At 73.5% G+C, this 23,728-nt stretch carries 20 protein-coding genes; 6 read left to right on the top strand and 14 right to left on the bottom strand.

Translation table 11 applies throughout. The features are described from left to right. Window position 1: 1 nt before the first annotated feature. The 10 genes from HNR61_RS23025 to HNR61_RS50045 form a co-directional block, all read right to left on the bottom strand. Entirely contained in the window at window positions 2-5,809 is a 5,808-nt protein-coding gene (locus HNR61_RS23025) for a type I polyketide synthase (RefSeq protein WP_182845280.1), read from the bottom strand. Then, a complete protein-coding gene (locus HNR61_RS23020) occupies window positions 5,806-6,804 on the bottom strand; it encodes an enediyne biosynthesis protein (protein WP_182845279.1) in 999 nt (332 codons plus the stop codon). Before HNR61_RS23020 ends, HNR61_RS23025 begins: the two co-directional genes overlap by 4 nt. Window positions 6,805-6,809: 5 nt before the next feature. Further along, the gene (locus tag HNR61_RS23015) at window positions 6,810-8,771 is read right to left on the bottom strand and encodes a CRTAC1 family protein (protein WP_312898043.1); all 1,962 of its coding nucleotides are present in this window, start codon (window positions 8,769-8,771) and stop codon (window positions 6,810-6,812) included. A gap of 3 nt (window positions 8,772-8,774) precedes the next feature. Further along, complete coding sequence (locus tag HNR61_RS23010; RefSeq protein WP_182845278.1) at window positions 8,775-9,764, bottom strand: DUF1702 family protein; 990 nt, start codon at window positions 9,762-9,764, stop codon at window positions 8,775-8,777. Window positions 9,765-9,993: 229 nt separating this feature from the next. Then, window positions 9,994-10,980: a DUF1702 family protein gene (locus tag HNR61_RS23005; protein ID WP_182845277.1), complete on the bottom strand. Its 987-nt coding sequence runs from the start codon at window positions 10,978-10,980 to the stop codon at window positions 9,994-9,996. 61 nt (window positions 10,981-11,041) lie between these two features. Next, window positions 11,042-11,638 (bottom strand): TIGR03086 family metal-binding protein, encoded by a 597-nt coding sequence (locus HNR61_RS23000; RefSeq protein ID WP_067814243.1) that lies wholly within the window; start codon window positions 11,636-11,638, stop codon window positions 11,042-11,044. Window positions 11,639-11,661: 23 nt separating this feature from the next. Beyond that, entirely contained in the window at window positions 11,662-12,525 is an 864-nt protein-coding gene (locus tag HNR61_RS22995) for an alpha/beta fold hydrolase (RefSeq protein WP_182845276.1), read from the bottom strand. Between the two features lie 78 nt (window positions 12,526-12,603). Then, window positions 12,604-13,536, bottom strand: a complete 933-nt coding sequence (locus HNR61_RS22990) for a hypothetical protein (RefSeq protein ID WP_182845275.1) — start codon at window positions 13,534-13,536, stop codon at window positions 12,604-12,606. Between the two features lie 129 nt (window positions 13,537-13,665). Continuing rightward, window positions 13,666-14,328: a response regulator gene (locus tag HNR61_RS22985; protein WP_182845274.1), complete on the bottom strand. Its 663-nt coding sequence runs from the start codon at window positions 14,326-14,328 to the stop codon at window positions 13,666-13,668. After that, complete coding sequence (locus HNR61_RS50045; protein WP_182845273.1) at window positions 14,319-15,563, bottom strand: sensor histidine kinase; 1,245 nt, start codon at window positions 15,561-15,563, stop codon at window positions 14,319-14,321. Before HNR61_RS50045 ends, HNR61_RS22985 begins: the two co-directional genes overlap by 10 nt. 269 nt (window positions 15,564-15,832) lie before the next feature. On the opposite strand from HNR61_RS50045, the gene HNR61_RS22975 reads away from it, so the two are divergent. From HNR61_RS22975 to HNR61_RS22965, 3 genes are all read left to right on the top strand, one after another. Beyond that, window positions 15,833-16,966, top strand: a complete 1,134-nt coding sequence (locus HNR61_RS22975) for a DUF418 domain-containing protein (protein WP_312898042.1) — start codon at window positions 15,833-15,835, stop codon at window positions 16,964-16,966. Between the two features lie 166 nt (window positions 16,967-17,132). Beyond that, complete coding sequence (locus HNR61_RS22970; protein WP_182845271.1) at window positions 17,133-17,762, top strand: TetR/AcrR family transcriptional regulator; 630 nt, start codon at window positions 17,133-17,135, stop codon at window positions 17,760-17,762. A gap of 29 nt (window positions 17,763-17,791) precedes the next feature. Continuing rightward, the gene (locus HNR61_RS22965; protein ID WP_182845270.1) at window positions 17,792-18,247 is read left to right on the top strand and encodes a DUF3995 domain-containing protein; all 456 of its coding nucleotides are present in this window, start codon (window positions 17,792-17,794) and stop codon (window positions 18,245-18,247) included. Window positions 18,248-18,295: 48 nt separating this feature from the next. Here the strand turns inward: HNR61_RS22965 and HNR61_RS22960 are convergent, their stop codons facing one another. Next, the gene (locus HNR61_RS22960; protein ID WP_182845269.1) at window positions 18,296-18,733 is read right to left on the bottom strand and encodes a MerR family transcriptional regulator; all 438 of its coding nucleotides are present in this window, start codon (window positions 18,731-18,733) and stop codon (window positions 18,296-18,298) included. A 137-nt stretch (window positions 18,734-18,870) separates the two neighbouring features. Between HNR61_RS22960 and HNR61_RS22955 the strand changes: the two genes are divergently transcribed. Continuing rightward, window positions 18,871-19,425 (top strand): class I SAM-dependent methyltransferase, encoded by a 555-nt coding sequence (locus HNR61_RS22955; protein ID WP_220509693.1) that lies wholly within the window; start codon window positions 18,871-18,873, stop codon window positions 19,423-19,425. Between the two features lie 30 nt (window positions 19,426-19,455). Here HNR61_RS22955 and HNR61_RS22950 read toward each other — a convergent pair whose 3' ends face one another. After that, on the bottom strand, window positions 19,456-20,445 hold the full coding sequence (locus tag HNR61_RS22950; RefSeq protein WP_182845267.1) for a BtrH N-terminal domain-containing protein: 990 nt from the start codon (window positions 20,443-20,445) through the stop codon (window positions 19,456-19,458). Window positions 20,446-20,786: 341 nt separating this feature from the next. On the opposite strand from HNR61_RS22950, the gene HNR61_RS22945 reads away from it, so the two are divergent. Further along, entirely contained in the window at window positions 20,787-21,533 is a 747-nt protein-coding gene (locus tag HNR61_RS22945) for an SCO6745 family protein (RefSeq protein WP_182845266.1), read from the top strand. A gap of 265 nt (window positions 21,534-21,798) precedes the next feature. Here HNR61_RS22945 and HNR61_RS22940 read toward each other — a convergent pair whose 3' ends face one another. After that, a complete protein-coding gene (locus HNR61_RS22940; protein WP_182845265.1) occupies window positions 21,799-22,236 on the bottom strand; it encodes a hypothetical protein in 438 nt (145 codons plus the stop codon). A 220-nt stretch (window positions 22,237-22,456) separates the two neighbouring features. Beyond that, window positions 22,457-22,837, bottom strand: coding sequence for a DUF6463 family protein (locus tag HNR61_RS22935; protein WP_182845264.1), 381 nt, complete (start codon window positions 22,835-22,837; stop codon window positions 22,457-22,459). Between the two features lie 265 nt (window positions 22,838-23,102). Here HNR61_RS22935 and HNR61_RS22930 point away from each other — a divergent pair, with 265 nt between their 5' ends. Continuing rightward, entirely contained in the window at window positions 23,103-23,681 is a 579-nt protein-coding gene (locus HNR61_RS22930) for a TetR/AcrR family transcriptional regulator (protein WP_182845263.1), read from the top strand. The last annotated feature ends 47 nt before the right edge of the window (window positions 23,682-23,728 follow it).

Genomic DNA, 23,728 nt, shown 5'->3' with positions numbered 1-23,728 from the left:
CTTACGACCGTCCTTCCACGAGGACCGCGAACACGACGGGGTCGGGGACGTCCCGCAGGGCGGTGACGAACGTCGCGATCCGGAGCGGGCCGGAGGCGAGGACCGTCCAGGCCCCCCGCCCCGGGAGGGTGGGTGTGAGCGGGGCGTCCGCCGGGAGGCCCGCCTTGCGGAGGCACTCCAGGGCCGACCAGACCCGGGTCCGGGCCGTGCCGGGGGGCTCGCCCGTCTCCCGCGCGATCAGGTCGGCGAGCGCCGCGTGGTCGCCCAGCAGCCCCCGCCACTCCCCCGCCGGGCGTTCGGCCACGGGCTCGACGTCGCAGCCCAGCCTTCCCTCCGCCACGACGCAGAGGGTGACGCCCGCCCCGTGCGAGGCGGACATCGTCGGGCCGCCCGCGAGCTCGGGCCGCCCGTCGGGGCGGTACCGGACCTCGGCGGGGCGGCCGAGCGCGCGGCCCGCGGCCCGCGCGGTGCGCGCGCGCCGTCCGCCGTCGTCCGGGGAGTCCCCGGTGTCGGGCTCCACCGCCGTCGCGACGCGGACGCCGACCAGCTCCTCCACCTCGCGTTCCAGGTACGGACCGAGCAGGGGGGCCACCCAGGGCCCGCTGCCGTCGCCCTTGCGCACCGCCCGCAGGCGCAGGCCCTCCCAGCGTTCGACGGTCCGGCCCCGGCCGTCGCGCACCGCGATGTCGTAGACGTAGGTGTCGCCGTCGCGCCGCCGTTCGGTGGCGCAGTAGCGCAGGTCATCGGTGGCCTCCACCGCGGCGCGGCCGATGTGCACCCGCTCGATGCCGGAGGGGAGCAGCGTCGCGTCGGGCACGCACACCTGGTTGCCGTGCATGAGCGTGTCCCGCGCGCCCGGGTCGCCGAGCAGCAGTTCGCCGGGCAGGAACCCGGCGAACCAGCCCGCGGCCGGGTCCACGGCGACGTCGGCGTCCACGTGCCGGGCCGCGGCCCGGTGGTAACCGCGCAGCCGCTGGAACCTGGTCCCCTGGAACAGCACGCCCCCGTACAGGTCGGCGACCGGGTCCAGCGGCACCCGCGCGAGGCCGTCGGCGGTCCGGTCCGGCGGGCCGTCCGGCACCTCGGCGCCGGCGAAGACCAGCCGCGCCCGGAAGTGGTCGGCGGCGAACGCGGTCTCCGCGCTGCGGATGGCCACCTCGGCCACGCCGTCGTCGACCACGGTGGCGGCCACCCGGATGGTGGTGCCGCCGCCGGGCGGGACCACGATGGGCCGGTCGAACTCGGCCGCCTCGATGACCGGCGGGCCGGAGCGGCCGGTGGCCGCCGCGGCGACCTGGGCCATGGCCTCCAGGCCGAGCACGGCCGGGAACAGCAGGTTGCCGTCCAGCAGGTGGTCGGCGAGATAGGGGTCGGTGCCCGCGTTCAGCTCGACCTCGGTGACCAGCTCGACCCCGTGGTAGCGGACCAGCGGCCGGTCGACGAAGCGCAGCAGCGGCAGCGGCGGCAGGTCGTGCCGGACCGTGTCGATGGTCCCGGTCCGCCCGCTGATCACGACGACGGGCGGGGCGTCCGGGTCCGACACCAGCCGCCGCATGATCTCCACGCCCTGGTCGGGGGTGATCGCGGTGATGCCCTCCCGGGCCAGGTTCTCGACGACCGACAGGCGTTCGCCCATGCCGACCCCGGACCACACCGACCACTCCATGCACAGCGCCCGGCAGCCCGGGTGCCGCTCGGCCGCCTCGCGGGTCAGGTCGGCCAGCCACTCGTTGGCGGTGGCGTAGTGGGCCTCGCCGCGCAGCCCCGACCGGCCGATGATGCTGCCGAACGTCACCAGCAGCCTCAGCCGGCCGGGCTCGACCGCGTCGAGCACGGTGCGCAGGCCGTCGACCTTCGGGGCGAAGGTGCGCCGGAACTCCTCGAAGTCCAGGCCCGTGATCGCGGCCGGCTGGTTGCGCCCGGCGCCGTGCAGGACGGCGGTGACCGGGCCGAGCGTCGCGGTCAGTTCGGCGAGGGCCGCGCCGACCTGGTCGGGGTCGGTGACGTCGGCGCGGACGTAGCGCACGGCCGCGCCGCTGTCGGCCATCCGCCGCAGGTTCGCCGCCAGCTCCTCGTCCTCGGCGGGGTCCGAACGCCCCAGCACCGCCAGCCCGGCCCCGGTGTCGGCGGCCAGCGCCAGCGCGCACTCGGCGGTGATGCCCTTCCCGCCGCCGGTGACCAGCAGGACGTCGCTCCCGTCCAGCGGGGCCCGCACCCGGTCCGCCCGCACCGGCATGGACCGCAGGGTCGGCACCCGCCGGACGCCGTCGGCGCCGTGGTGCACCTCGGCGAAGTCGGCCGTCGCCGCCACCTCGGCCACGACCGTGTCGACGGCCTCGGAGCCCTCCGGCAGATGGACGATGGTGGTGCGCACGTGCGGCGCCTCCAGCCGCAGCGTCTTGGCCAGGCCCGCCGCGCCCCGGCCGTGCTGCACCAGGACGAACCGGCCGCCCTCGCTCCCGAGGGCCCGCTGCGCACCCTCCAGCGCGAGCCTCACGTGTTCCCGGGCGCAGTCCGGCGGCAGGCAGACCAGGACCCCGCCACCGACGTCGGCGCGTTCCAGGGCCCGGCGCAACGGCTCGGCCAGCGGGTGCCCGGGCGGCGCGAACACCTGCCAGGGCCCGCTGGGCTGCGGCGCCGCCCGCGCGGGCAGCGGCGTCTCGTCCAGATCGATCCGGAACGGCCGGGCCCACGGGGCGGCGCCGGCGGCCATGGCCGCCGGAACGGCGTCCCCGGGCTGGGCGGTCTCGGCCAGCGCGTCCAGCGCCTCGCCCAGCTCCCGCAGCGTGGCGGTGGCGAAGTTGGTCGGCGCCTGCGTCACCGGCAGGCGGAGCATCTGCGCCGCCTGGTTGACGACCTGTCCCACGGTGATCGAGCTCAGGTGCAGGTCGTCGAGCAGCCGGCTGTCGTCGGTGACCATCTCCGTCGGCAGCTCGACGCGCTGCGCCACCAGCCGCCGCAGCAGCTCGATCCCGGGCTCGTCGGAGGTCGCGCCGTCGTCGGGGGTCGCGCCGCCGGTCTCCTCGGGGGCGGGCGGCGTGCGGTGGGACCGGGTCGAGCCGTCGATCCGCAGCGGCGGGGCCGCCTCGGCGGGGCTCGCGAAGAACCGGAACTCGGCGCCGATCTCCAGCGGCCGGACCAGCCTGCCGTGGAAGAGCGCCTCGGGCCGGACGGGGACGCCGAGGGCGTACGCGGCGCCGACCACCTGGAGCAGCCCGACGAGCGACTCGTCGTCGGTGTCCAGGGCGAGGGCCGGCACGTCGGCGATGGTCGTCACCAGCCGGCTGAGCACCCTGCCGGGGCCGACCTCGACGAACAGGTCGACCTCCTTGGCCGCGAGCTCGACCGCCTGGGCGAACTGCACGGGGTCGGTGATCTGCCGGCGCAGCAGCGCGGGCAGGTCGGTGTCGGCGGCCAGCGCCTCCCCCGTCACGGTGGAGACCACCCGCCGTTCGACCGGGCCGAACCGCTCGCCGGCGAGCCAGTCGCCGAACGCGTCGGCGGCCGGGGCCACCAGCGGGGAGTGGAAGGCGTGCGAGACCGGCAGCCGCGTCCAGCCCACCCCGGCCTGCTCGGCGGCGCGGCCGACGGCGTCGATCGCCTCCGCCGAGCCCGCGACGACCGTCTGGTCGGGGCCGTTGTACCCGGCGATCACCACCGGCAGCCCGGCGACCAGCCCGTCCACCACCGGCGGCGGCGCGCTGATCCCGGCCATGGTGCCCGAGGAGCTGTGCGCGGTCATCGTGCGGCCGCGGACGCCCGCCACCCGCAGCAGGGTCTCCTCGTCCATCGCCCCGGCCCAGTGCAGGGCCGACAGCTCGCCGAGGCTGTGGCCGACCGCGACGTCGCCGTCGACGCCGAGGACGGACAGCCCGCGCAGCCCGGCCATCGCGCCGGTGACGATGCGCGGCTGGGCCACCTCCGTCGCCACCATGTCGCCGGCGGCGGGCAGCGCGGCCTTGAGGTAGACCTCCTCCACCTCGGCGAGGCGGCGGCGGAGCGCGCCGCCGCTGGTCCCCCGGCCCGACCCCTGGCCGGGGAACAGCAGGCCGATCCGTCCCTGCCCGCGCCCGCCCGCGTGGCCCAGGTGGACGCGGCCCTCGGGGTCGATCAGTTCCGGGCCGTCCGCGTCCAGCGCCTCCAGCGCCCGCCGCGCGCGCCGTTCGGCGTCCTCGGGCGAGGAGACCACCAGGGCCGCGCGGTAGGGCCGGTTCGCCAGCCGGCGCTGCAACGTGGCGGCGAGGTCGCCGAGCTGCGCGTAGGACAGCCGGGGAACGAACCCGGCCAGCTCGGTCAGCCGCTCGCGCAGGTGGTCGGGTGAGTCGGCGTCGACCAGCAGCAGCTCCACGTCCTGCACCGAGGCGATCAGCGCCCGGGTCCGGGTGCCGGCCGGAACGCGCCGCCGCGGGGCCGCGGCGTCCACCACGACGTGGGTGTTGATGCCGCCGAAGCCCATGGCGGTGACCCCGGCCCGCACGGGCCCGCCCGCCGGGAAGGGCTCGGCCCTGCGCAGGACCCGCAGCGTGGCGGGCTCCTCCTCCAGCACCGGGTGCGGGTCGACGCATCCGGTGGTCGGCGGGATGACCTGCTCGTGCACCGCCATCACGGCCTTGATGAGACCGGCCACCCCGGCCGCGGCCTTGGTGTGCCCGATCATCCCCTTGATGGAGCTGATCGCGGCGGGCGCGGCCTGCGGGTCGGCGCCGCGGCGCGCCAGGGACAGCGCGCGCAGCTCGGTGGCGTCGCCGACCTGCGTGCCGGTGCCGTGCCCCTCGAACATCGGCACCGTCTCGATCCCGAACCCCGCGCGCTCGTAGGCGCGGGCGAGCGCGAGCCGGTAACCGGCCACCTCGGGCCGGGTGATGCCGCCCTGGCCGTCGGAGGAGACGCCCCATCCGGCGACCGTCGCGTAGACGCGGCGGCCCTGGGCGCGGGCGTCGTCCTCCCGCATGAGCACGACCATCCCGCAGCCCTCGCCCGGCCAGAAGCCGTTGGAGCGGCGGTCGTAGAGCCGCATCTCGCCCCGTGCCAGCGCGCCGGTCTTGGCGAACCCGATGATCTCGAAGGGGTCGATCGACAGGTCCACGCCGCCGGCGACGGCGATGTCGAGGTCGCCGTTCAGCAGCGACGTGCACGCGGTCACCACCGACAGCAGCGAGGAGGAGCACGCGCCGTCGACGGTGTACCCGCCGCCCTTGAGGTCGAAGTGGTTGCAGATGCGGCCCGCGATCGTGTTGGACAGGCCGCCCGCCAGGGAGTCCTCGTCGATGGCCGGGAACGGCGCCTTGTAGGCGTCCTCCAGGTCGCCGAGGAACCCCGCCAGCCGTTCGTCGTCGTCCCAGCCCTCCCGCTCGCGGAGCGCCGCGGCGACGACCCGCCGCACGTAGGGCCAGCGCAGCCGCAGCGTGTTGGCGCGGGTGAACTCCCCGGTGAGGGTGTTGCCCACGATCACGCCGGTGCGTTCGCGGGGCAGGCCCTCGCTTTCGGGGAACCCCGCGTCGGCGAGCGCCCGCCCGGCGACGTCCAGCGCGAGCCAGTGCGTCAGGTCCGTGGAGCGGTAGGTGCTGCCGGCGATGCGGTGCGCCACGCGGTCGAACTCGTAGCCCTCGATGACGGCGGCGTTGCGCGCGTAGAACCGGTCGGGCGCCTGGGGGTCGGGGTCCCAGTAGTCCTCCAGCCGCATCCGCTCGTCGGGCAGCCGCCGGAAGGCCCGGCGTCCGGCGAGGGCGTTCTCCCAGAGCTCCTGCGGCGAGGTCGCGTCCGGGTAGCGGCACGCCAGGCCGACGATGGCGATCCGGGTCGTGGTCATGCCGGTACAACCTTCTTTCCGGGAACGGACTGCCCGTTGTCGGCGGGCTGGCCGTTGGCGTCGATCGGGACGGCGCCGGCGGCCTCGCCCGCGGCGCGCTGCTCGCGGGCCTTGGCGGACCAGTGCAGCGCCCACAGGTACAGCCCGCGGACCAGGCAGACGAGCGCGGTGGCGAAGAACAGGCCGTAGGCGATCCCGGCCCCGGTGAGGAAGCCGTAGACGATCGCGATGCCCGCGCCGAAGGCGAACTGGGAGGCCGGGACCGACGGGGTGGTGCCCGGGTCGGTGACCATGTAGTTGGTGTAGAGGACGAACGCGACGCCGGTCATCATGATCAGCGCGGCCGGGATCGAGGTGTCCAGCAGCACGCCGCGCACGACCGCCTGGATCACGTAGAAGCTGATCCAGCCCATGATCAGCCAGGTGCGGCCGGTGAGCTTGGCGTTCAGCATGGTGCCCGCGCCCAGGATGATCAGCGGGACGAGCCAGTCGACCGGGTGCTCCCAGCGTTCGGTGAAGTGGTAGGGCGGCGCGATGCTCGCCCAGGGGAACACCAGCAGGATCACGGTGATCCCGAAGTTGGAGGGGTTCATGTAGTGGCGCAGCCGCCCCTTCACCGGGGCGCGCAGCACCCACTTGGCGCCGACGGCGACCATGACGCCGAAGACCATCACCCAGATCTCGTCGTTGACGTAGATGAGCATGTTCATGGCGAGGGCGGTGATGTGCGCCGGGTAGAGGAACTCCAGCACGCCCTTCCAGCCGTTGCCCGCGAAGCGCGGGGCGCGGCCCTCCACCCGGGCTCCGATCACCTCCAGCAGGGTCTCGAAGAGGTAGGCGGTCGCCATCGCGACGAACGGCCATGTCCACGGCTGCTCGAATCCCAGGACCGTGTAGCCGAGGATGTTGAACACCGACATCGAGATGGCGAAGTTGCGCAGTGCCTTGACGACCTTGGGGTCGTGGCGCGGTGGGCTGGGCTTCTTCGTCGACATGGGGGTCACTTCTCCTTGGCCTGGACGCCGAGCAGCAGGGTGTGGCGGCCCGGGGTGAGTTGCAGGGTCTGTTCGCGGACCTGGCCGGAGCGGTCGCGCCAGCGCAGGCGGACCTGGACGGGGCCGGTGACGTTCGCGCCGAGGCCGAGGTGGATCTCGTTGCTGCGCTTGCCGGAGTGGCCGCTGCCGCCGTCGACGCGCGCCAGGTGCTTGCGGCCGTCGGGGGTCGTCACGGTCACCTGCGCGCCGACCGCGGGCGATCCCGCGGCGGGCAGGGTCCCCTTGCCGGACGCGGTGTCGTGCAGCAGACGCAGGTTCAGGTAGGAGCCGCGGGAGCCGCTGGTGTTGCGGTAGAAGACCGGCTCGTCCCACTGGCGGGCCACCGCCATGTCCAGCTTGCCGTCGCCGTCGGCGTCGCCCACGGCGATGCCGCGGGTGGGCACCGGGATCGCCAGGCCGAGCCGGTCGGCGACGTTGACGTAGGAGCCGTCGCGGTCCTTGGCGAAGAACGCCAGCCGCTGGCTGCCGGCGATGTCGTCCCCGGCGGTCACGTGCGGCCAGAAGCGGGGGTGCTCCACCGTCAGGTCGTTGGAGGCGGCCAGCTCCTGGAGCTGGGGCCACCGGTTGACCTCGCCCTTGACGAACCCGGTGGTCTGGGCGATGGCGGGATCGCCGGAGTTGTCGAAGTCCGCCGCCTTGACGTCCCACGCCCAGCCGGACCAGGCGGTGCCGACCTTGGTGCTGCGGTCGGTCCAGGGGGCGTCCCCGTCGCGCAGCCTGGCCCGCAGGTCGGCCTGGTCGGCGGCGGTGTTGAAGAAGTGGAGGTTGCTCTCCTGGATGCCGAACGAGGTGGTGATGTTGCTGACGAACATGTCGTACAGGCCGTCGTGGTCGAAGTCGGCGAAGTCGACGCCCATGCCCTTGAACGAGTCGTCGCCGATCCGCTTGGACTTGGGCAGTCCCGGGGTGCGGCGGCCGTGCACGGCCTGGAACTCGATCTTCCCGGGGCGCGACAGGTTGTACAGCAGCGCGTCGGTGCCGTGGTCCTGGGCCAGGTACAGCTCGGGCAGCTGGTCGCCGTCCAGGTCGTTGGCCCCCGCGCCGAGGACCCAGCCCTTGGAGATCTTGGCGGGCAGTGCGTTGTCGACGCGCTGGAAGGTCACCGCCGGGGTGGAGCCGCCGGTCGCGCCGGTCCAGCGGAAGAAGTAGTCCTCGCCGCCGTTGCTGGCGTTGGACAGCGACCGGTTCATCGCGACCCCGCCGCTCTTGCGGTCGTCCAGGACGGGGCCGTGCGGGAAGTAGTTGCCGATGTAGAAGTCCAGGTGGCCGTCGCCGTCGAAGTCGTCGACCGCCACGGCGTTGGAGTTCCACTCCGGCCCGGTGTAGGTGCCGCCGCCGTTGTTGGGCACGACCTCGACGGGTGTGTAGGACGCGGCGGCCAGGCCCTTGGCGTCGGGCCGGGCGAGCTGCACGACCGGGGTGCGCCCCCAGTAGTAGACCAGCAGGTCCATCCGCCCGTCCTCGTTGAAGTCGCCGGGCGCGCAGCCCATGGGCGCGATGGCGGGGTTCATCGGCAGGGAGCCGGTGGTGAGCGCGAACGGCGCGTACCGCTGGGACCGGGCGCCGGGGGCCGGGGTCACCACGACCTGGTCGATGCGCGGGTCGGTGACGCACAGGTCGTTGGGCAGGCCGTCGCCGTCCAGGTCGTTCATCGCGACGCCGGCGCCGACCGAGGAGATCCAGGCGTCGATGTGCTTGTAGTCCTTGTTGACGCGGCGGATCGTCTGCTGGCGGTAGCCGCCCGGCAGGGCGATGTTCATGGGCTGGAAGCCGTACCGCTTCGCCACGTCGGAGCGCGTGGCCGCCGGCGCCTCGGGCAGCCGGACGACGAAGAACGCGGCCAGCACCATCAGCAGGGCGACCGCCCCCGGAAGTTGGCGGATGATCCGCCGGGAGATCGGGGTCACGGGCTAGCTCCTCCCCAGAGATGCGAACTTGTCGGCGATGTCCTGTCGCCACCGTTCGAAGACGGGGCCGGACGCGCGGTCGTCCCACCGGGCCACCGCGGCGTGGTCGGGGCGCAGGTCCAGGCAGACCTGGGCCGCGTCGTCGGGGGACATCTCGCAGAAGACCCCGGTGGCGAGCGCCGTGTGCGGCGTGGCCAGGCCGGCGCGCTGGCGGGCCTCGGCCGCGAACGCGCTGCCCTGCGCCACCCACCGGCGGTGCTCGCCCGCCCGCTTCCAGAAGCTCCGCAGCTCGTCCTCGTCGACCCCGCCCGCGTAGGTGGCGGCGAGGCCGGCCCCCGAGTACAGGTCGGCGCGCCGGTCGGGCGCGAAGCCCTCGATCAGCGCGGTCACCACGTCCGGGTCGGTGCCGCCGACGAACCACAGCGCGCGTCCCACGCCCTGGTCGATCGCGCGGGCGGCGTAGCCGTGCGGGTCGTCGAACGGCCAGGGCGCCGCCGGCTCCCGGTGGTGCCGCCGGACGTACTGTTCGGTGCGGAAGTACGCCTGGTGGAAGCCGTACCCCTCGGGGAGGAACCACTGGAGCAGCGGGTCCAGCGGCAGCCTCGGCCAGCGGAACCGCGGCAGCCGGGCCATCGCCCAGCCCACCCCGATGTAGGCCATGTAGATGTGCGGTTCGCCGGAGCCCACCAGGTAGCCGCGAACGCGCCTGCTCCTCGCGAAAGTCAGTGCGTCGACCATCGCGAACCCCATCCCGGCGCCCTCGTAGGCAAAGCCCCGATAACGCGCGGGAATGGAGTTGAGACGGGTGGGAAGTGCCTCCGGCTTCCCCACTTCGACGGCGCTTGAGTAACCGCGGAGGAACGACTTCCCGATCGTTTCGAGTATCTCTTTGGACTCGGGGTTCTTCACCGTGAAGCCCCGCTTCACCAGGCTCGTCTCCGCAGCTCCCGGAGTGATCGCGGAACTGACGAGCTTACGCAGTATCGCAGTCAATGCCTACCCCAATCCCCGCCACGGGAACCGATCTTGAATTCGCGTCCGCAGCCGGATTCCGCTTTATCGATCTAGCCACAACGGGCGAGCGCTCCGCTACTTCATTCGTGCGGACCGAATGAGCACGATAGAGAATTGAACGGCAGGCGCATTTGTGGCGAGGATGGAATGGAGGAGGGCCGCGCGGGACCGGGCGGCGGGAGGGCGCGTGGTCACCGCCCCCGGCGGCTCACTCCGCCGCGAGGGCCGCCGTGGCGAGACCGGCGCGCACGTTGCGGCGCCACAGCTCGTACGCGGGAACGCCGTCGGCGGGCCGCTCCACCGCGGCGTCGTCGGCCAGCGCCACCGCGCCCCGCGTCGTCACCCCCGCCAGCGCTCCGGCGGCGCGCTCGGTGTGGGCGGGCACGAAGCCCGCGTACGCGCGCGCCTTCACCGCGAAGACCACGCCCTGCGCCAGGTGGTCCCGGTACTCCCCCGCCTCCCTGCGCAGCGTCTCCAGCCCGGCGTCGTCGCAGCCGCCCGCGAACGCCGCGGCCAGGCCCACGCCGCTCCACAGGTCGGCCCTCCGGTGGTCGGCGAACCTCCGGACGGCGGCGGCGACATCGGCCGCCCGCCCGCCGCCGATGAACCACAGGGCCCGCCCGAGGCCCTGGTCGGCCGCCCGGGAGAAGTAGCCGGCGTCGCCCTCCCACGCGTAGGGGGCCGGCCGTTCCTGGCGGTCCACCCAGCGCGGGGTCTCGAAGTAGGCGCGGTCGAAGCCGTAGCCGTCCACCGCCAGCCAGGACATCCGCGGGTAGTACCGCGCGTCGGGCAGGTCCGGCATGACCTTGCGCCACAGCATGCGCGGCAGCCGCGCCATGGCGAACCCGATGCCGATGTAGGAGAGGAAGATGTGCGGGCGGCCGGCCTCGCGCAGCAGCTCCCGCGTACGGCCGCCGCGGCCGGGCATCACGTCGAGGATGGTGCAGGCCATCGTCGCGCCCTCGTAGGCGAAGCCGCGCAGCTCGGGGGTGACGAAGTCCAGGCGGCGGACCAGCTCGCCGGATCCGCCGGTCTCCATCCCCCACTCGAACCCGCAGATCACCGACTGCGGCACGGCCTCCAGGCTCCGCGTCGCGTCGGTCGGCTCGCCGCCGAACCCGCGGGCGGCGAACGTCACCGAGTCGAGCGACGGGGCGAAGGCGAGGCTGCGCAGGGCGCCGAGGATGGTGGGCACGATCCCCTCCCATGGGAACGGCGGGCGTCGTCGTCCGCCGTTCCCATGCTCACCCGGCGGCTCATGGCGGGCATCTCCTCCGTTGCCCTGCCGCCGAGCGGCCCAGGAAGGCGATCAGGCGTTCCCCGGGACCCGCCCCGGGCGGCACCGGGCGGGGCGCGGCGAACAGCGGGGCGCGGTCGTCCTCCGGGGCGATCAGGGGGCAGACCGGCAGCAGCGCGGCGGCCAGGTCGGCGGGGACGGGCAGCCGCGCGCCGCACGCCTGCGACACGTCCCAGGCGTGCACCGCGACCTCGACGGCCCCCGCCGCGAGCAGCAGCTCGGGGTCGAGCGGCCGGTCGCCGACGACGACCGGGCCGCACTTGCCCGGCCGTTCGCAGGAGCGGCGCAGCCGGAGCACCCGGACGCGGCAGGCCGACAGGGGGTCGTCGGCGGGGATCGGCGCCCCCGCGGAGTGGGCGACGACCTGGTCGCCCCGGCCCTCCAGGAGCGCGGAGATCGAGTCGCACAGGTGGAGCAGCAGCTTCTCCAGGTCCCATTCGGCGCACGGCGTCGGGCGGGCCAGCATCGCGGGGACGACGGGCTGGATCGCCGACAGCGCGAAGTCCGCCGCCTGCCTGAGCAGGGCCGTGTTCGCCGATGTGCTGGAAAAGCGCATCCGATGCTCCTCTGTCCGGGAAACTAAGGACCCGTGCGGACGGAGAAACTCATCGTGCGCGCGACGAACGGCACGAGCGTGCCGGCCACCCCCTCGGGGTCGTCGGCGAAGGGCCAGTGCCCGGAGAAGGGGAGCACCGCGACCTGGGCGCGCGGGAAGACCTCCCGCTGGAGATGGGCGTAGCGGACGGGCAGGTACGGGTCGTGCGCGCCCCAGATCACCTGGACGGGGTACCGGTGGGCCCGCAGCGGGCGCCGTAGCCGGGCCGACGCCCCGCTGACGTCCCCGGCCCCGCGGTACAGCCGCAGCACGGTGTCCCTGGTGCCGCGGTCGAAGTCGTCGTAGGTGCGCCGGACGAACGAGGCGGGCAGCGGGCGGGGGCCGCGCCGCAGCAGCCGGCCGAACACCCCTCTGGTCGTCGTCCTCATGACCAGCTCCCCCAGCAGCGGAGTCCGCCACGCCCGGGCGAGGGCGTGCCACCGGTAGCCGATCATGCAGCCGGTGTTCACGAGGGTCAGCCCCGCGACGCGGCCGGGGTCGCGGGCCGCCCAGGTGAGCCCCCACAGCCCGCCGAAGTCGTGCAGCACCAGGTGCGCGCGCTCGACGCCGAGCCCTCCCAGGACCCGGTCGAGACGGTCGGCGTAGGCCTCCGCGCTGTGGTCGAACCCGTCCGGGACGCCCGCCCGGGCGAACCCCGGCATCGTCAGGGCGACCGCGCGCGCGTGCGCGCCGACCCTGCCGACGAGGTCGGCCCAGTCCTCGGCCGACCCCGGACTGCCGTGCACGAACACCACGGCCTCGGCCGCGTCCTCGGGACCGGCGGCCACCACGGGCGTGACGACCCCGTCCAGGGTGGGCCACGCCCGCCGCAGCGGCTCTCGTCTCATGCCTTCTTCAGCGTCCATGCCTCAGCATGGATCGCGCGCGCGGGGCCGTCGTTATCCTCGCGTGCGCTGTCGGGCCGGTCACGCCCACGGGGCCACCGGGTACCAGATCAGGTCGCGGCGGGCCAGCAGCCGGACGTCCCAGTACAGCACGGTGAACACCCCGGCGGCGATCAGCAGCGCGCCGGTGACGAGGGAGGCACGGCCGGGCCGGGCGGCCAGCCAGCCCGCGAGCCTGCGCCCGCCGGCCATCGTCAGCAGGACGAAGACCAGGGCGAACACCGCGATGTTGCCGAGGGACTGGAGGACGAAGGCGCCCGCGCCGTAGAGCACGTTCCCCTCGTCGGCGACGTCCCGGAACAGCTGGCGGTACAGCCCGTACGGGCGGCCGATCAGGAACCCGCCGACCAGCGCGCCCATCATCACCATGCGGGCGTTCGGGGAGTTCCGCAGCGGGTCGGGCACCAGCCCCAGCGCGGCCAGCCCCAGGTAGACCAGCACCAGCCCGATGACCCCGAACACGATCATCGCCTGGACGCCGCGCGGCGACAGCCCGGCCGTCTGGGTGGCCGTCGAGTACTGGGGCATCCGGGTGCCGGCCAGCGCCACCACGACGCCGTACGCCGCCGACACCGCGGCCGCGCCGAGCGCGAGCCACAGCAGCGGCCGCACCGTGCCCCGGAGCCGGCTGCCGAACGAGGACCGCTGCCCCATCACCGGCGCGGCCGCGCCGAGCGCCGCGATGTTGCAGGCCGTGAACGTGCCGCCCAGCCCCGACGCGAACGCGAACGCCATCCCCGCCAGCGCCCCGCTGATCGGGCTCCCCTTCGCCTCGTGGCCCAGCAGGGCGCTGGTGGTGTTCTCCCCGATCACCTTGTCGACGAACTCCGCCGACCAGACCACCGTCAGGACGAACCCGGCCAGCACGCTGAGGAACACGACGAGCCCGCGCCGGGCCGGAACCGCCGCCACCGGGCGGACCTCGGGCACCGTCACTCGATCGACTCCGGCCATGTGGGCGGTTCCCTTCGCTCGGCGTCCCGCGCGAGGCGGGCGTTGCCCCCGAGTGAAGTGCGCGGTCAGGGCCCCGTCATCTCCATCCGTGCGCACCTTCCCCACGGGTGGCCGGGCCGGTCCGCCCGGTCACGGCAGCAGGCCCCGCTCGTGGGCCGCGATCGCTGCGGCCGTACGGTCGGAGACGCCGAGCTTGGCGAAGATCCGCACCAGGTGGGTCTTCACGGTGGCCTCGCTGATGAACAGCTCGGCGGCGATCATACGGTTGCTCGCTCCGCCGGCCACCAGGGCCAGGACCTCGATCTCGCGCTCGCTCAGCGGGCCGCCCGGAGGCCGCGCGGGCGAACGGACGCGTTCGATCAACCGCGCCGCGGCCGAGGGGGCCAGCACGCTCTCGCCGCGGGCGGCGGCCCGCAGCCCGCGGAACAGCTCCTCGCGCGGCGAGTCCTTGAGCAGGTAGCCGACCGCGCCCGCGTCGATCGCCGGGATGACGTCGTCGGCGCCGTCGTAGGTGGTGAGCACCAGGACCCTCGTGCGCGGCGCCGTCTCCGCCAGGCGGCGGATCAGCTCGACGCCGTCCAGGCCCGGCATCCGCAGGTCGCTCAGGACGACGTCGGGACGCGTCCGGGCCACCGCGGCGATCGCCTCGGCGCCGTCGGCGGCCTCCGCGACGACCTCGAAGCCCGGCTCGCCGCCGAGCATGCCCAGCAGCCCCGCCCGGACCACCGGGTGATCGTCCACCACGACGACCCGGACGGTCCCGGGGACGCCGCCCGCGGCGTTCAGACGCATTCGCTCTCCTGCGGCTCGGGGCGGACCGCCGGGATCGAGACGCTCAGCGCCGTACCGCGGCCCGGCGCCGACTCGATCTCCAGCGTTCCCGCGAAACGGGCGACACGGTGCCGCATCGCGGTCAGGCCGAACCCGCCGCCGCCCGCCCCGGCCGGATCGAAGCCCACGCCGTCGTCGCGCACGTCGAGCGCGACCACGTCGTCCATGAACGACAGCGTCACCCGGACCTCGCCCGCCCGCGCGTGCCGCGCCACGTTCGCCAGCGCCTCCTGGGCCGCGCGCAGCAGCGCCTCCTCGGCTTCGGGGCGCAGCCGCACGGGGGTTCCGGTGGCCTTCACGGTGGCGCGCGTGCCCGTCCCGTCCTGCCAGCGCTCCACCACGGTCGCGATCGCCGCGGACAGCGTGCCCGCGTCCAGCGGGGTCGGCCGCAGGGCCATCATCCACCGGCGGGCCTCGGCCAGGTTCTCGCGCGCGGTGTCCCGGGCGACCTCGACGTGGGTTCGGGCCGGATGGTCCGGCGGGACGTGCCCGTCGGCGGCCTCCAGGTGGGTGAGGATCCCGGCCAAACCCTGCGCCAGGGTGTCGTGCAGCTCCCGTGCCATCCGGGTGCGTTCGGTGAGGACGCCCGCCTCCCGCGCGCGGTCCAGCAGCTCGTCCTGAAGGTCCGCGTTGCGCCTGGCGAGGTCGCTGAGGCGTGCGTGCGTGGCGGAAAGGTCCTCGTAGGCGCGGCGGCGCTGCAAGGCTTCGGCCTCCAACGCCCGCAGCGCCCCTCCGACGGCGCAGACCAGCGCCGTGCCGCTCCCGGCCGAGACCAGCAGGCTCGGCGGCGGGGGCCAGCCGGTGTCCAGCACGGCCGGGAACGCCAGCGCGACGCTGACGGCCGCCACGCCCGGATAGGCCAGCCACCCCGGCAAGGTCACGAACGCCGTCGGGTAGCACGCCAGCAGCAGCAGCACGTAGATCGGCTCGCGGGCGAACAGCCAGCAGGCCAGGCCGAACAGAACGACGAAGTACAGCGTCATCGGGCCCGCGCTGCGTTCCGGCCACCGGGGGTGCGCGGTGACCATCCACCAGTGCCACACCGCGACCAGCCCCGCCAGCCCGAAGTCGAGCAGCAGCTCCGACGACGGCTGAGGCCACCGCACCACCACGACCAGCGAGGCGGCGGCCACCGCGGCGTACACCGACAGCAGCCAGATCCGGTCCCACCGGCTGCGCGCATCGTGACCGTCCACCGTGGCCTCCCCCGTTCCGGGTCGTGCCCGCAGTATCGTCCACAAGCCCCCGAGCCCCAACGGCTCGGATTCAACCGGTCGATGGACGGCCGTCCGCGACCACACGTGCTAGCGGCTCCCGTTCCCCCTGGCCGGTCCGGCGTTTTCCGCCGGGGAGCCCGGTCGCGGATTCAACCGGTTGAATCCGCGGTGGCCCGTTCAGCGGATACAGCGCCCCGCCGTGGCGGACCAGGCTCGGCGCCATGAACCCCGATCTCACACCGACACCCGTGACCGAACGATCCGTCGCCCCCGACCTGGCGCGGGGCTCGGCCCTGCTCGGCATCGCGCTGGCGAACTCGGTGTACTACATCACCGCCTCCCGCTACGGCGCCCGCTCCCGCCCGCTGGGCGGTTCGCCGCTCGACGACGCCGTCGACCTGATCCTGGTGACGCTGGTGGACGCCAGATGGCTGCCGCTGTTCGCGGCGCTGTTCGGGTACGGCGTCGTGCAGATGACACGCCGCCAGGCCGCGCCGGGCCGGGGCCGCTCCGCCGTGCGGCGGCGCCGCTTCGCCTGGCTCGTCGCGTTCGGCGCGGTCCACGTCCTCCTGCTGTTCGGCGGCGACATCCTCGCGATCTACGGCCTGCTGGGCTTCGTGCTGCTCGCCATGCTCAGGGTCCGCGACCGTCTCCTGCTCGTCGCGGCCGGACTCGCCCTCCTCCTCGCCGTACCGCTCGCGGCCCTGGTGGGGATGCCTCCGCTCGGTTCGGCGACCCGCAGCAGCATCCCGTCGCTCCTGACCGCCGACCCCTGGGAAGCGCTGCTGCTCCGCGTCGCCGCCTGGCCGCTCGACCTCGTCCTCCTCTCGCTCTCCGCCCTGGCCCCGATGCTGCTCGGCATCCACGCCGCCCGGCGTCGCGTACTGGACGAGCCGCACCGCCACCGGCGCCTGCTACGGCGCACTGCGCTGGCCGGGATCCCCCTGGGCGTCGCGGGCGGCATCCCCCTGGGGCTCATCGCCGCAGAGGTCTGGGCGGCCAGCGCCACCACGACGTTCCTGGCCTCCTGCCTGCACGTGCTCACCGGCTTCGCCGCGTCGCTGGGCGCCGGCGCCGCGTTCGGGCTCCTGGCGACCGCCCGGCGCGGACCGGTGGTCCGCGCGCTCGCCGCGACCGGCCGCCGCTCGCTGTCCTGCTACCTGGCCCAGTCGGTCGTCTTCGTGGCCTTGTTCGCCCCGTACGCGGGCGGCCTGGGCGACGACGTCGGCACCGCCGCGATGGCCCTCGTGGCGGCACTGGTGTGGCTGGCGACCGTGGCCGCCGCGACGCTGGCCGAACGCGCCGCCCGCCGCGGCCCCGCCGAGGTCCTCCTGCGCCGCCTCACCTACGCCCGCTCCTCCCGCGTCTTCACGCGGGTGTGACCGCGGAGCCGCTCTCCCTCCGCAGGCCCTACCGGGGCATGCCGCGGCCGAGGCGCTCACCGCTTTGACTTACATACGTACATGTACGTATGTTGATCTCGTGACTCCTTGTCGGAGGCAGCCCCCGAAGAAAGCGACGTACAACCATGTCCGCAGGTGAGAAGGGATGACGGAAGCCAAGCCCCGGCGGAGGCAGGCCGACCGGCGTGCGCGGACCAGGAGCGCACTGCTGGAAGCCGCGGCCCGGCAGCTGTCCACCCACGGGTTCGCCAACCTGGCGCTGGAGCGGGTGGCGCGCGAGGCGGGATACACCCGCGGCGCCGTGTACCACCTGTTCGCCAGCAAGGAGGAACTCGCGCTGGCAGTCGTGGAATGGGTGAGGCGAACGTGGGAGGCCGAGGTGGGCCACCTCGTCGCCGGCGAAGCCGACCCCGTCGACGCGCTGATGGCGTTGGCCCGGGGACATGCGGTCTTCTGCCGCCGGGACGTGGCGCGGGTCCTGCTGACCTTGAGGGTGGAGTTCGCCGGGCAGGACCATCCGGTGGGGCGGGCGATCGCCGGGATCATCGACCGGCTCGACGCGACCTGCGCCGGCCTCATCGCCGCGGGCAGGACGGACGGGACGATCCCTCCGGGGCCGCCGCCCGAGCAGACCGCAGCGGCCTACACCGCGATCGTCGAGGCGGTCGGGATCGAGCTGGCCGGACAGGCCCCCCACGACATCGAGCTCATCGACCGGGCGGTGCGGGGAGTGCTCGGGCTGCCGCCCGTTTCGACCGTGACCGACCAACAGTGACTTTCGAACGGAGAACGACCATGTCCCTCATGAAGATCGCCGGAGGCGCGGCCGTGCTCGGTCTCGGCGCCGCCGCGGCCATGCACGTCGTCTGGGTCTTCTCCCCCTGGCCGTTCGCCGACACGGCCGAGTTCACCCGCACGATCGCCGGCGTGCCCGAATCCGAGGCCCCCGGCGCCGCCGCAACGACCTCGGTGGCGGTGGCCCTCGGAACGGCCTCCTACCTGGTCGCCGCCCAGGCGGGCCTGGCGCCGCGCCTGCTGCCCGCCCTGGTGGAACGCCTGGGCGCGGCCACCGTCGCCGGAGTGCTCCTGCTCCGCGGCGGCGCGGGCCTGATCTCCTCCGGGTTCGCCGAGGAGTCCACCACCTTCACGCGCTGGGACCTGGCCCTCTACTCCCCGCTCTGCCTGACCCTCGGCGCCCTCGCCGCCTACGCCGCGAAGAACAGCCCGGCGGTCAGAACAGAGCGGAACGCCACGGCCTGAATGACGCCGATCGGCGGCGGGGGCCTGCCGTCCGTCTCGACGGCGGGGTCAGTGCGAGTGAGCTTCCTCGTGAGCCTCTTCGAGCGAAGACCCCGCCAGGAGCGCCGCGACCCCGCCGGCGAACCTGGGGCACTCGAGGATGTCCTCGTGCCGGCAGTCCAGGCCGTGGGCGATGACGGCGCGGGCCGTCTGGGCGTGGGCGATCCGCTGGTCCAGCTCGGTGAGCTTGCGTTGGTACAGCTCCCGCCAGTCGTCGCCGGCCGGTGAACGGGACGCGATGAACGCTTTGATCTCCCGCAACGTGAAACCGATGTCTCGCAGCGCCAGGACCACACCGACCAGGCCGACCGCCGATGGCGGATACCGCCGTTGCCCCGCGACCCGGGCGGGCGCCGGTAGCAGGCCGAACTCCTCCCAGTAGCGCAGCGCGGAGGTGGCGACGCCGGTGCGGCTCGCCAGCTCGCCGATCGTCAGCCGCTCGCTCATTTGACTTCAAGCGTACTTGAAGCCGTTGACTGGCGATCATGCAGACAGCCGGTAAGGGTCTCAAGCGACACGCGATCAGGTACCTGGTGCGCCAGGCCCATCGCCCCCGGGGCGTCGTCGGATGGGCGGAAGGCTGGATGTTCGCCCTTCGCCCCTCCAACCGGCGGCGCAACATCTGGGCGGTGTCGCTGCTGGACGTGCAGCCCACCGACCGGGTACTCGAGATCGGCTTCGGCCCGGGCGTCGCCATCGCCGCGTTCGCCGACCGCGCCACCCGGGGCCAGGTCTTCGGCGTCGACCACTCCCAAGCCATGGTCCGGCACGCCGCCCGTCGCAACGCCGCCGCCATCCGCGCCCGCCGCGTGCACCTCGCGCACGCCTCCGTGGAGCGGTTGCCGAGCTTCGGCGATCCGCTCGACGCCATCCTCGCCGTCAACTCGGTGGGGTTCTGGCCCGACCCGGTGGAGCGGCTTCGCGAGCTGCGCCGCCTGCTCCGCCCCGCGGGGCGCATCGCGCTCGTCAGCCAGCCGCGCTGTCCCGGCGCCACCCGGGACACCACGGTCCGAGCCGCCCAGGAACTCCAGGACATGCTCACCCGGGCCGGCTTCACCCACACCCGGGTCGCGACCCTCGACCTCGACCCGCCCGTCGCCTGTGTGCTCGCCACCAACCCGACCGACGTGACCTCCTGACCGCCGACAGCGCGCCGGGCCGCTCGGGGATCAACTTCCCAGACGGCTCAACGCCTGCATGGCCTCGCGCTCCATACGTGAGAGATCGCGGAGGAGGGCGCCCGCCTGCGCGAGACACCGCTCGTCGCCAGATTCACCGGCTTTCGCGATCAGTTCCGCGGCTTCCGTCCACAGGGGGGCCGCCTCGGCGTACAGCCCGTGACCGGTGCGCAGATGCCTGCTGTCGAGCAGCCGGGTGCATTCGTCGAGGAAGTCTCGGTAGAGGTTCCGGAACAGGGCGCCGCCGGTCCCGGCCTTCTCCATCAGGAGGGCGGCCTGCGGCAGGTCCCGCTCCGGAGCGTCGGTGCGCTGGAGCCATGTGCGCACCAGCTTGCCGGCCTTGTCGACGCCCCGGTGGCCGAGGTTGGCGATGGGCGGGTTGAGGAAGGCGTCGGCGCAGGCGGTGATGGCGGGAACGATCCGATCTCCGAGGGACGGCACGTCCCTCGGAACGGTGAGGGTGAAGGACCGGTGCCTGGCGGCCATCGGGCCGCGCGCGGCCCTTGCCCGGGCGAGGCCGGCCAAGCCGGTGGACACCGCTCCGCCCTGCCGGTCGGTGTCCACCAGGTAGGCGTCGTGGTCGTCATAGCCGTACATGGCGACGACATGGCCGCCGAAGTGCACCTTCGAGGAGAAGTAGTCCAGGTGGTAGCTGTCGAGCTGCAGTCCGACGGGGCGGCCGGCGTCGAGGGAGGCCCTCACGTTCTCCCATGCCTTGTGGGGCGAGGTGGTCTCCTGGACCAGGAGTTCCAGCCTGAGCGCGGTGGCCAGGTTCCTGGTGAGCTCGAACGGCTTGACCCGTCCCCCGAGGAAGGGGAAGTCCATGCTCTTGCTGTCCCAGTAGATGAAGGACAGGCCGGAGCCGAGACCGAACAGCATGGGCTCGGACAGGTCGAGCCCCTGGTGTCGCAGCAACACTCCCAGCGCTGTCGTCTCGCAGTGCCGCATACCGCGGGCATCGACGTCTATCACGGTGGTCATGCTCTCCTCAGCGGGGTCAGTCGGGTCGTCGGTTCTTCCAGATCCAGCCGGGACGGCGCTCGCGACGGCGGCTCCCCTGCGGTTCCCGCCTCGCCGAGCACAGCGAGCAGCCGGCCTACGCGCTCCCCGCCTCCCTCTCCGTTCCCCGCAGGATGCGGACCGCCCGCACCACTGCCAGGCGTCGCCCCAATGGTGGACTCTCCCACCATGGGAGAGTCCAACCCGCCCGTGAACGCTCCCGATCGGCTCCATGGCGAGGCCGCTCTCGTCCTCGACGGCTCCTCCCACTACGGTGATCTGACGACTAGAGTCGCGTTCTGGTGACGACGGACGGAGGCGGGATGATCGCTGCGGCGACCAAGGAGCCGATCTACAAGCTCGGCGGCGGGTTCATGATCTCTCGGGAGGCCAAGGCGTTCTCGGAGGAGACCGGGCTGAGCGGCTGGGGCCCGTACTTCCGGGGCCGCTGCGGCGTGCTGGGCGAGGTGGACGCCGACGTGGTGGCCGCTGCCGTCGGCTTCTTCCCGCCCCAGGTGGTCCGCGACCAGTGGGAGGCGGCACGGTCGCTCCCCGCCGCCGAGACGGCGACCCGCTACGCCCGTGTCGCCGCCGACTTCGGCCGACGCAAACTGGCCGACCTGCCGGACAAGGAAGCCGAACGGCTGGCCAGCCTGCTGGAGACGGTCTGCGACAGCGCCGACCCGGTGGCCGCTCCGCTGTTCGCCGGATGGCGGGCCATGCCGCGGCCCGCCGACCCCCGGGGCCGGGTGATCCATCTCGTCCACGTCCTGCGTGAGCTGCGCGGCGGCCTGCACATCGTGGCCGTGCTGGCCACCGGGCTGACACCGCTGGAGTCGGTGCTGTCCACCGCCGACAACCCGCTGATGCAACCCGGTGAGACCAACGCCGAGTACTTCGGCTGGGCCCGGCCCTACCCCGAAGTCACCGCCGAGGTCCGGGCCAGGCGCCAGCGGGCCGAGGAACTCACCGACACCCTCATCTCACCCGCCTTCGCCGCCCTCGACGAGGCCGACCGGAACGACCTCGCCGAGCTGCTCGCGAAGGCCGACAAGATCGTCTTCGGCTGACCGGAAGCGACCCGGATCGGCGGACGTCACGACCTCAGTGCCGTGACCGTTCCGCTGAGGAGGTGAGGGACCGGCACACCGAACGCCGCAAGCGTCGCTCCGGATGCGCCGGTCCCGCTCGGTACGGCGGCGCGCCGGCGGCACCCAAGCGCATGGCTCTTCACCGGGCCGGCCACCAAGGAAGTGGCCGTCGTGCAGGACGGCAACGTGCGCAACAGCGCAGTTGATGGACCCCCGCGCTACCCGGATGGCTGGTCTCGGCCGGCTACCAGCTTGAGCAGAGGCCGTCGTTCGGGCAGAACACGACGTAGGAGCTGTTGTAGCCGGACCTGATCGTCACAGGGTTCGGGTCCGGGCCGACGTTGACGTAGGACCCCGGATCGGGTGTGGCGGTCAGGGTGACGGTTGTTCCGACTGGGAAGTTCGCGTCACACGTGCCGGCCGACGTCTGCTGTGGCGTGTTTCCGGATGAGTCCGCGTACGGGTCCCACGCCTCCTGGTGGCAGTTGATCCCGGCCGGGTTGCTGGTGACGGTTCCGCCGCCCCATCCGTCGCTGACCCACACGTACAGACGTCCCTGCTCGACTCGGGCCTGAGCCGGGGCGGCGGCGCCGAACGCGGCCGCGGCGACGAGCGCGGCGGTCGCCACAGCCACGCGCCGGGCGCGTGCGGCCCTGATGCGGGGAGTGGAGGTGGTGCTCATGGCTGGCTCCTTCCGATCCCTCCAGGCTTGACGGCGATCGAAGGCACAGCACACCCCATAAATGCAAAATGCCGGACATTGCTCTATATGACGAAAATGGCAATCCTCGCCAGGGGCTCGCCGGGCCGCGGGGGCGGTCTTCAAGCCCCCGCGCGGTCACAGAGGGATTGAAGAGGCCGCCCTCTCAGCCGGTGCGCCTATCCGCCTCGTGCGGTGCCGTTCATGACGCGGTTCTGGCACGGCGGGTTCCGAGCACCAGCAGCACGATCGCGATCACGAAGAGCGGCCAGGGCGTGAACGGGAGGACCACCGCGTCGACCAGCGTCCAGACCGCCAGGATCCACGCGATGAACATCGGCGGCGTGATGCCGCGGCGCTCCAGCCACAGCACGATCAGGCCGACCAGGGTGAGCGGCACGCCGAAGCTGTCCAGGCTCAGGAAGTAGGCACTGCCCGCCGGGCTCATCTCGGAGAGCTCCTCCTCCCACAGTCCCCCGCTGAACCACGTCCCGGCGTGGCGCGCGGCCTTCTCCACCGTCAGGGCGCCGACCGTGTGCGCGATCCCGCACAGCGTGATGATCCAACCGGACCACTTGATCATCTGAGTTCTCCGCTCTCGTCGCGAAGCCGCGCGGTGCGGCTCCGTCGCGGCCGTCCATGCGGCCGGTCGCCGGGTGGGACCGCCGCCGTTCCGGGCGGGGAAGCCGGTGGTCACCTCCTTGCCGTCGCCAAGGGGGTGTCGTTCAGCGGCCGCACGCCCGAGCTGGAACCTCCAGTTACGGAACTAGCGTTTCGGAACTGTTGTTCCGTATCATGCAGCCATGGAAGCGAGAACGCAACGGGGTGGACGCCCCCGGGACGGTCGCGTGGATCACAAAATCCTGCGGGCCACCCGGGAGCTGGTCGAGGAGGTCGGCTACCAGGCCCTGACGGTCGACCAGGTCGCGGCCCGCGCCGGGGTGGGCAAGGCGGCGATCTACCGCCGCTACGCCTCCAAGGCCGAGATGGCGTTCGCCGCCACGGCGCACGGGCAGTGGCCGCCGCCGTTGGCCGACACCGGCTCCTTGCACGGAGATCTGCTGGCGCTGGTCCGCACGTTCCACGTCCCCATGGCCGCCCCGGCCGCCCGGCATCTGGTGCCGGCCCTGATCAGCGAGCTGGCCGGCAACCCCGAACTGGACGCCCGGTTCCAGGACACCTTCCTGGCCGCCGAGCAGACCGGCTTCGCCGAAATCATCGAACGGGCTGTGTCCCGCGGTGACCTGCCCGGACCCGTCGACCCCGCGACCGCCCACCTGCTGCTGCTCGGCCCCCTCGCGACCGCCCTGTACATCCACAACGTTCCGGTCGACGACGCGATGCTCGCCGACCTCGCCACCGCCGCCGCGGCAGGCATCACCGCCCTGGCCGACCAGCGCCACAGCGACCACGGCAGGCCGCGCTGAAGGGACCGTTGGGATCAGCTGGAGAACGCGAGCACCGGCCATGGAGG

It is taken from the genome of Actinomadura kijaniata (assembly GCF_014138665.1).
GTDB lineage: Bacteria > Actinomycetota > Actinomycetes > Streptosporangiales > Streptosporangiaceae > Spirillospora > Spirillospora kijaniata.
The sequence above is the reverse complement of the archived record's forward strand: the minus strand, read 5'-3'. Positions and strand labels throughout refer to the sequence as shown.

What these genes read in the sequence shown, in the direction of transcription:
- HNR61_RS23025 (WP_182845280.1), bottom strand. Translation starts at nt 5,809, where the DNA reads ATGACCACGACCCGGATCGCCATCGTCGGCCTGGCGTGCCGCTACCCG.
- HNR61_RS23020 (WP_182845279.1), bottom strand. Translation starts at nt 6,804, where the DNA reads ATGTCGACGAAGAAGCCCAGCCCACCGCGCCACGACCCCAAGGTCGTC.
- HNR61_RS23000 (WP_067814243.1), bottom strand. Translation starts at nt 11,638, where the DNA reads ATGCGCTTTTCCAGCACATCGGCGAACACGGCCCTGCTCAGGCAGGCG.
- HNR61_RS22995 (WP_182845276.1), bottom strand. Translation starts at nt 12,525, where the DNA reads ATGAGACGAGAGCCGCTGCGGCGGGCGTGGCCCACCCTGGACGGGGTC.
- HNR61_RS22990 (WP_182845275.1), bottom strand. Translation starts at nt 13,536, where the DNA reads ATGGCCGGAGTCGATCGAGTGACGGTGCCCGAGGTCCGCCCGGTGGCG.
- HNR61_RS22985 (WP_182845274.1), bottom strand. Translation starts at nt 14,328, where the DNA reads ATGCGTCTGAACGCCGCGGGCGGCGTCCCCGGGACCGTCCGGGTCGTC.
- HNR61_RS22970 (WP_182845271.1), top strand. Translation starts at nt 17,133, where the DNA reads ATGACGGAAGCCAAGCCCCGGCGGAGGCAGGCCGACCGGCGTGCGCGG.
- HNR61_RS22965 (WP_182845270.1), top strand. Translation starts at nt 17,792, where the DNA reads ATGAAGATCGCCGGAGGCGCGGCCGTGCTCGGTCTCGGCGCCGCCGCG.
- HNR61_RS22960 (WP_182845269.1), bottom strand. Translation starts at nt 18,733, where the DNA reads ATGAGCGAGCGGCTGACGATCGGCGAGCTGGCGAGCCGCACCGGCGTC.
- HNR61_RS22955 (WP_220509693.1), top strand. Translation starts at nt 18,871, where the DNA reads ATGTTCGCCCTTCGCCCCTCCAACCGGCGGCGCAACATCTGGGCGGTG.
- HNR61_RS22950 (WP_182845267.1), bottom strand. Translation starts at nt 20,445, where the DNA reads ATGACCACCGTGATAGACGTCGATGCCCGCGGTATGCGGCACTGCGAG.
- HNR61_RS22945 (WP_182845266.1), top strand. Translation starts at nt 20,787, where the DNA reads ATGATCGCTGCGGCGACCAAGGAGCCGATCTACAAGCTCGGCGGCGGG.
- HNR61_RS22940 (WP_182845265.1), bottom strand. Translation starts at nt 22,236, where the DNA reads ATGAGCACCACCTCCACTCCCCGCATCAGGGCCGCACGCGCCCGGCGC.
- HNR61_RS22935 (WP_182845264.1), bottom strand. Translation starts at nt 22,837, where the DNA reads ATGATCAAGTGGTCCGGTTGGATCATCACGCTGTGCGGGATCGCGCAC.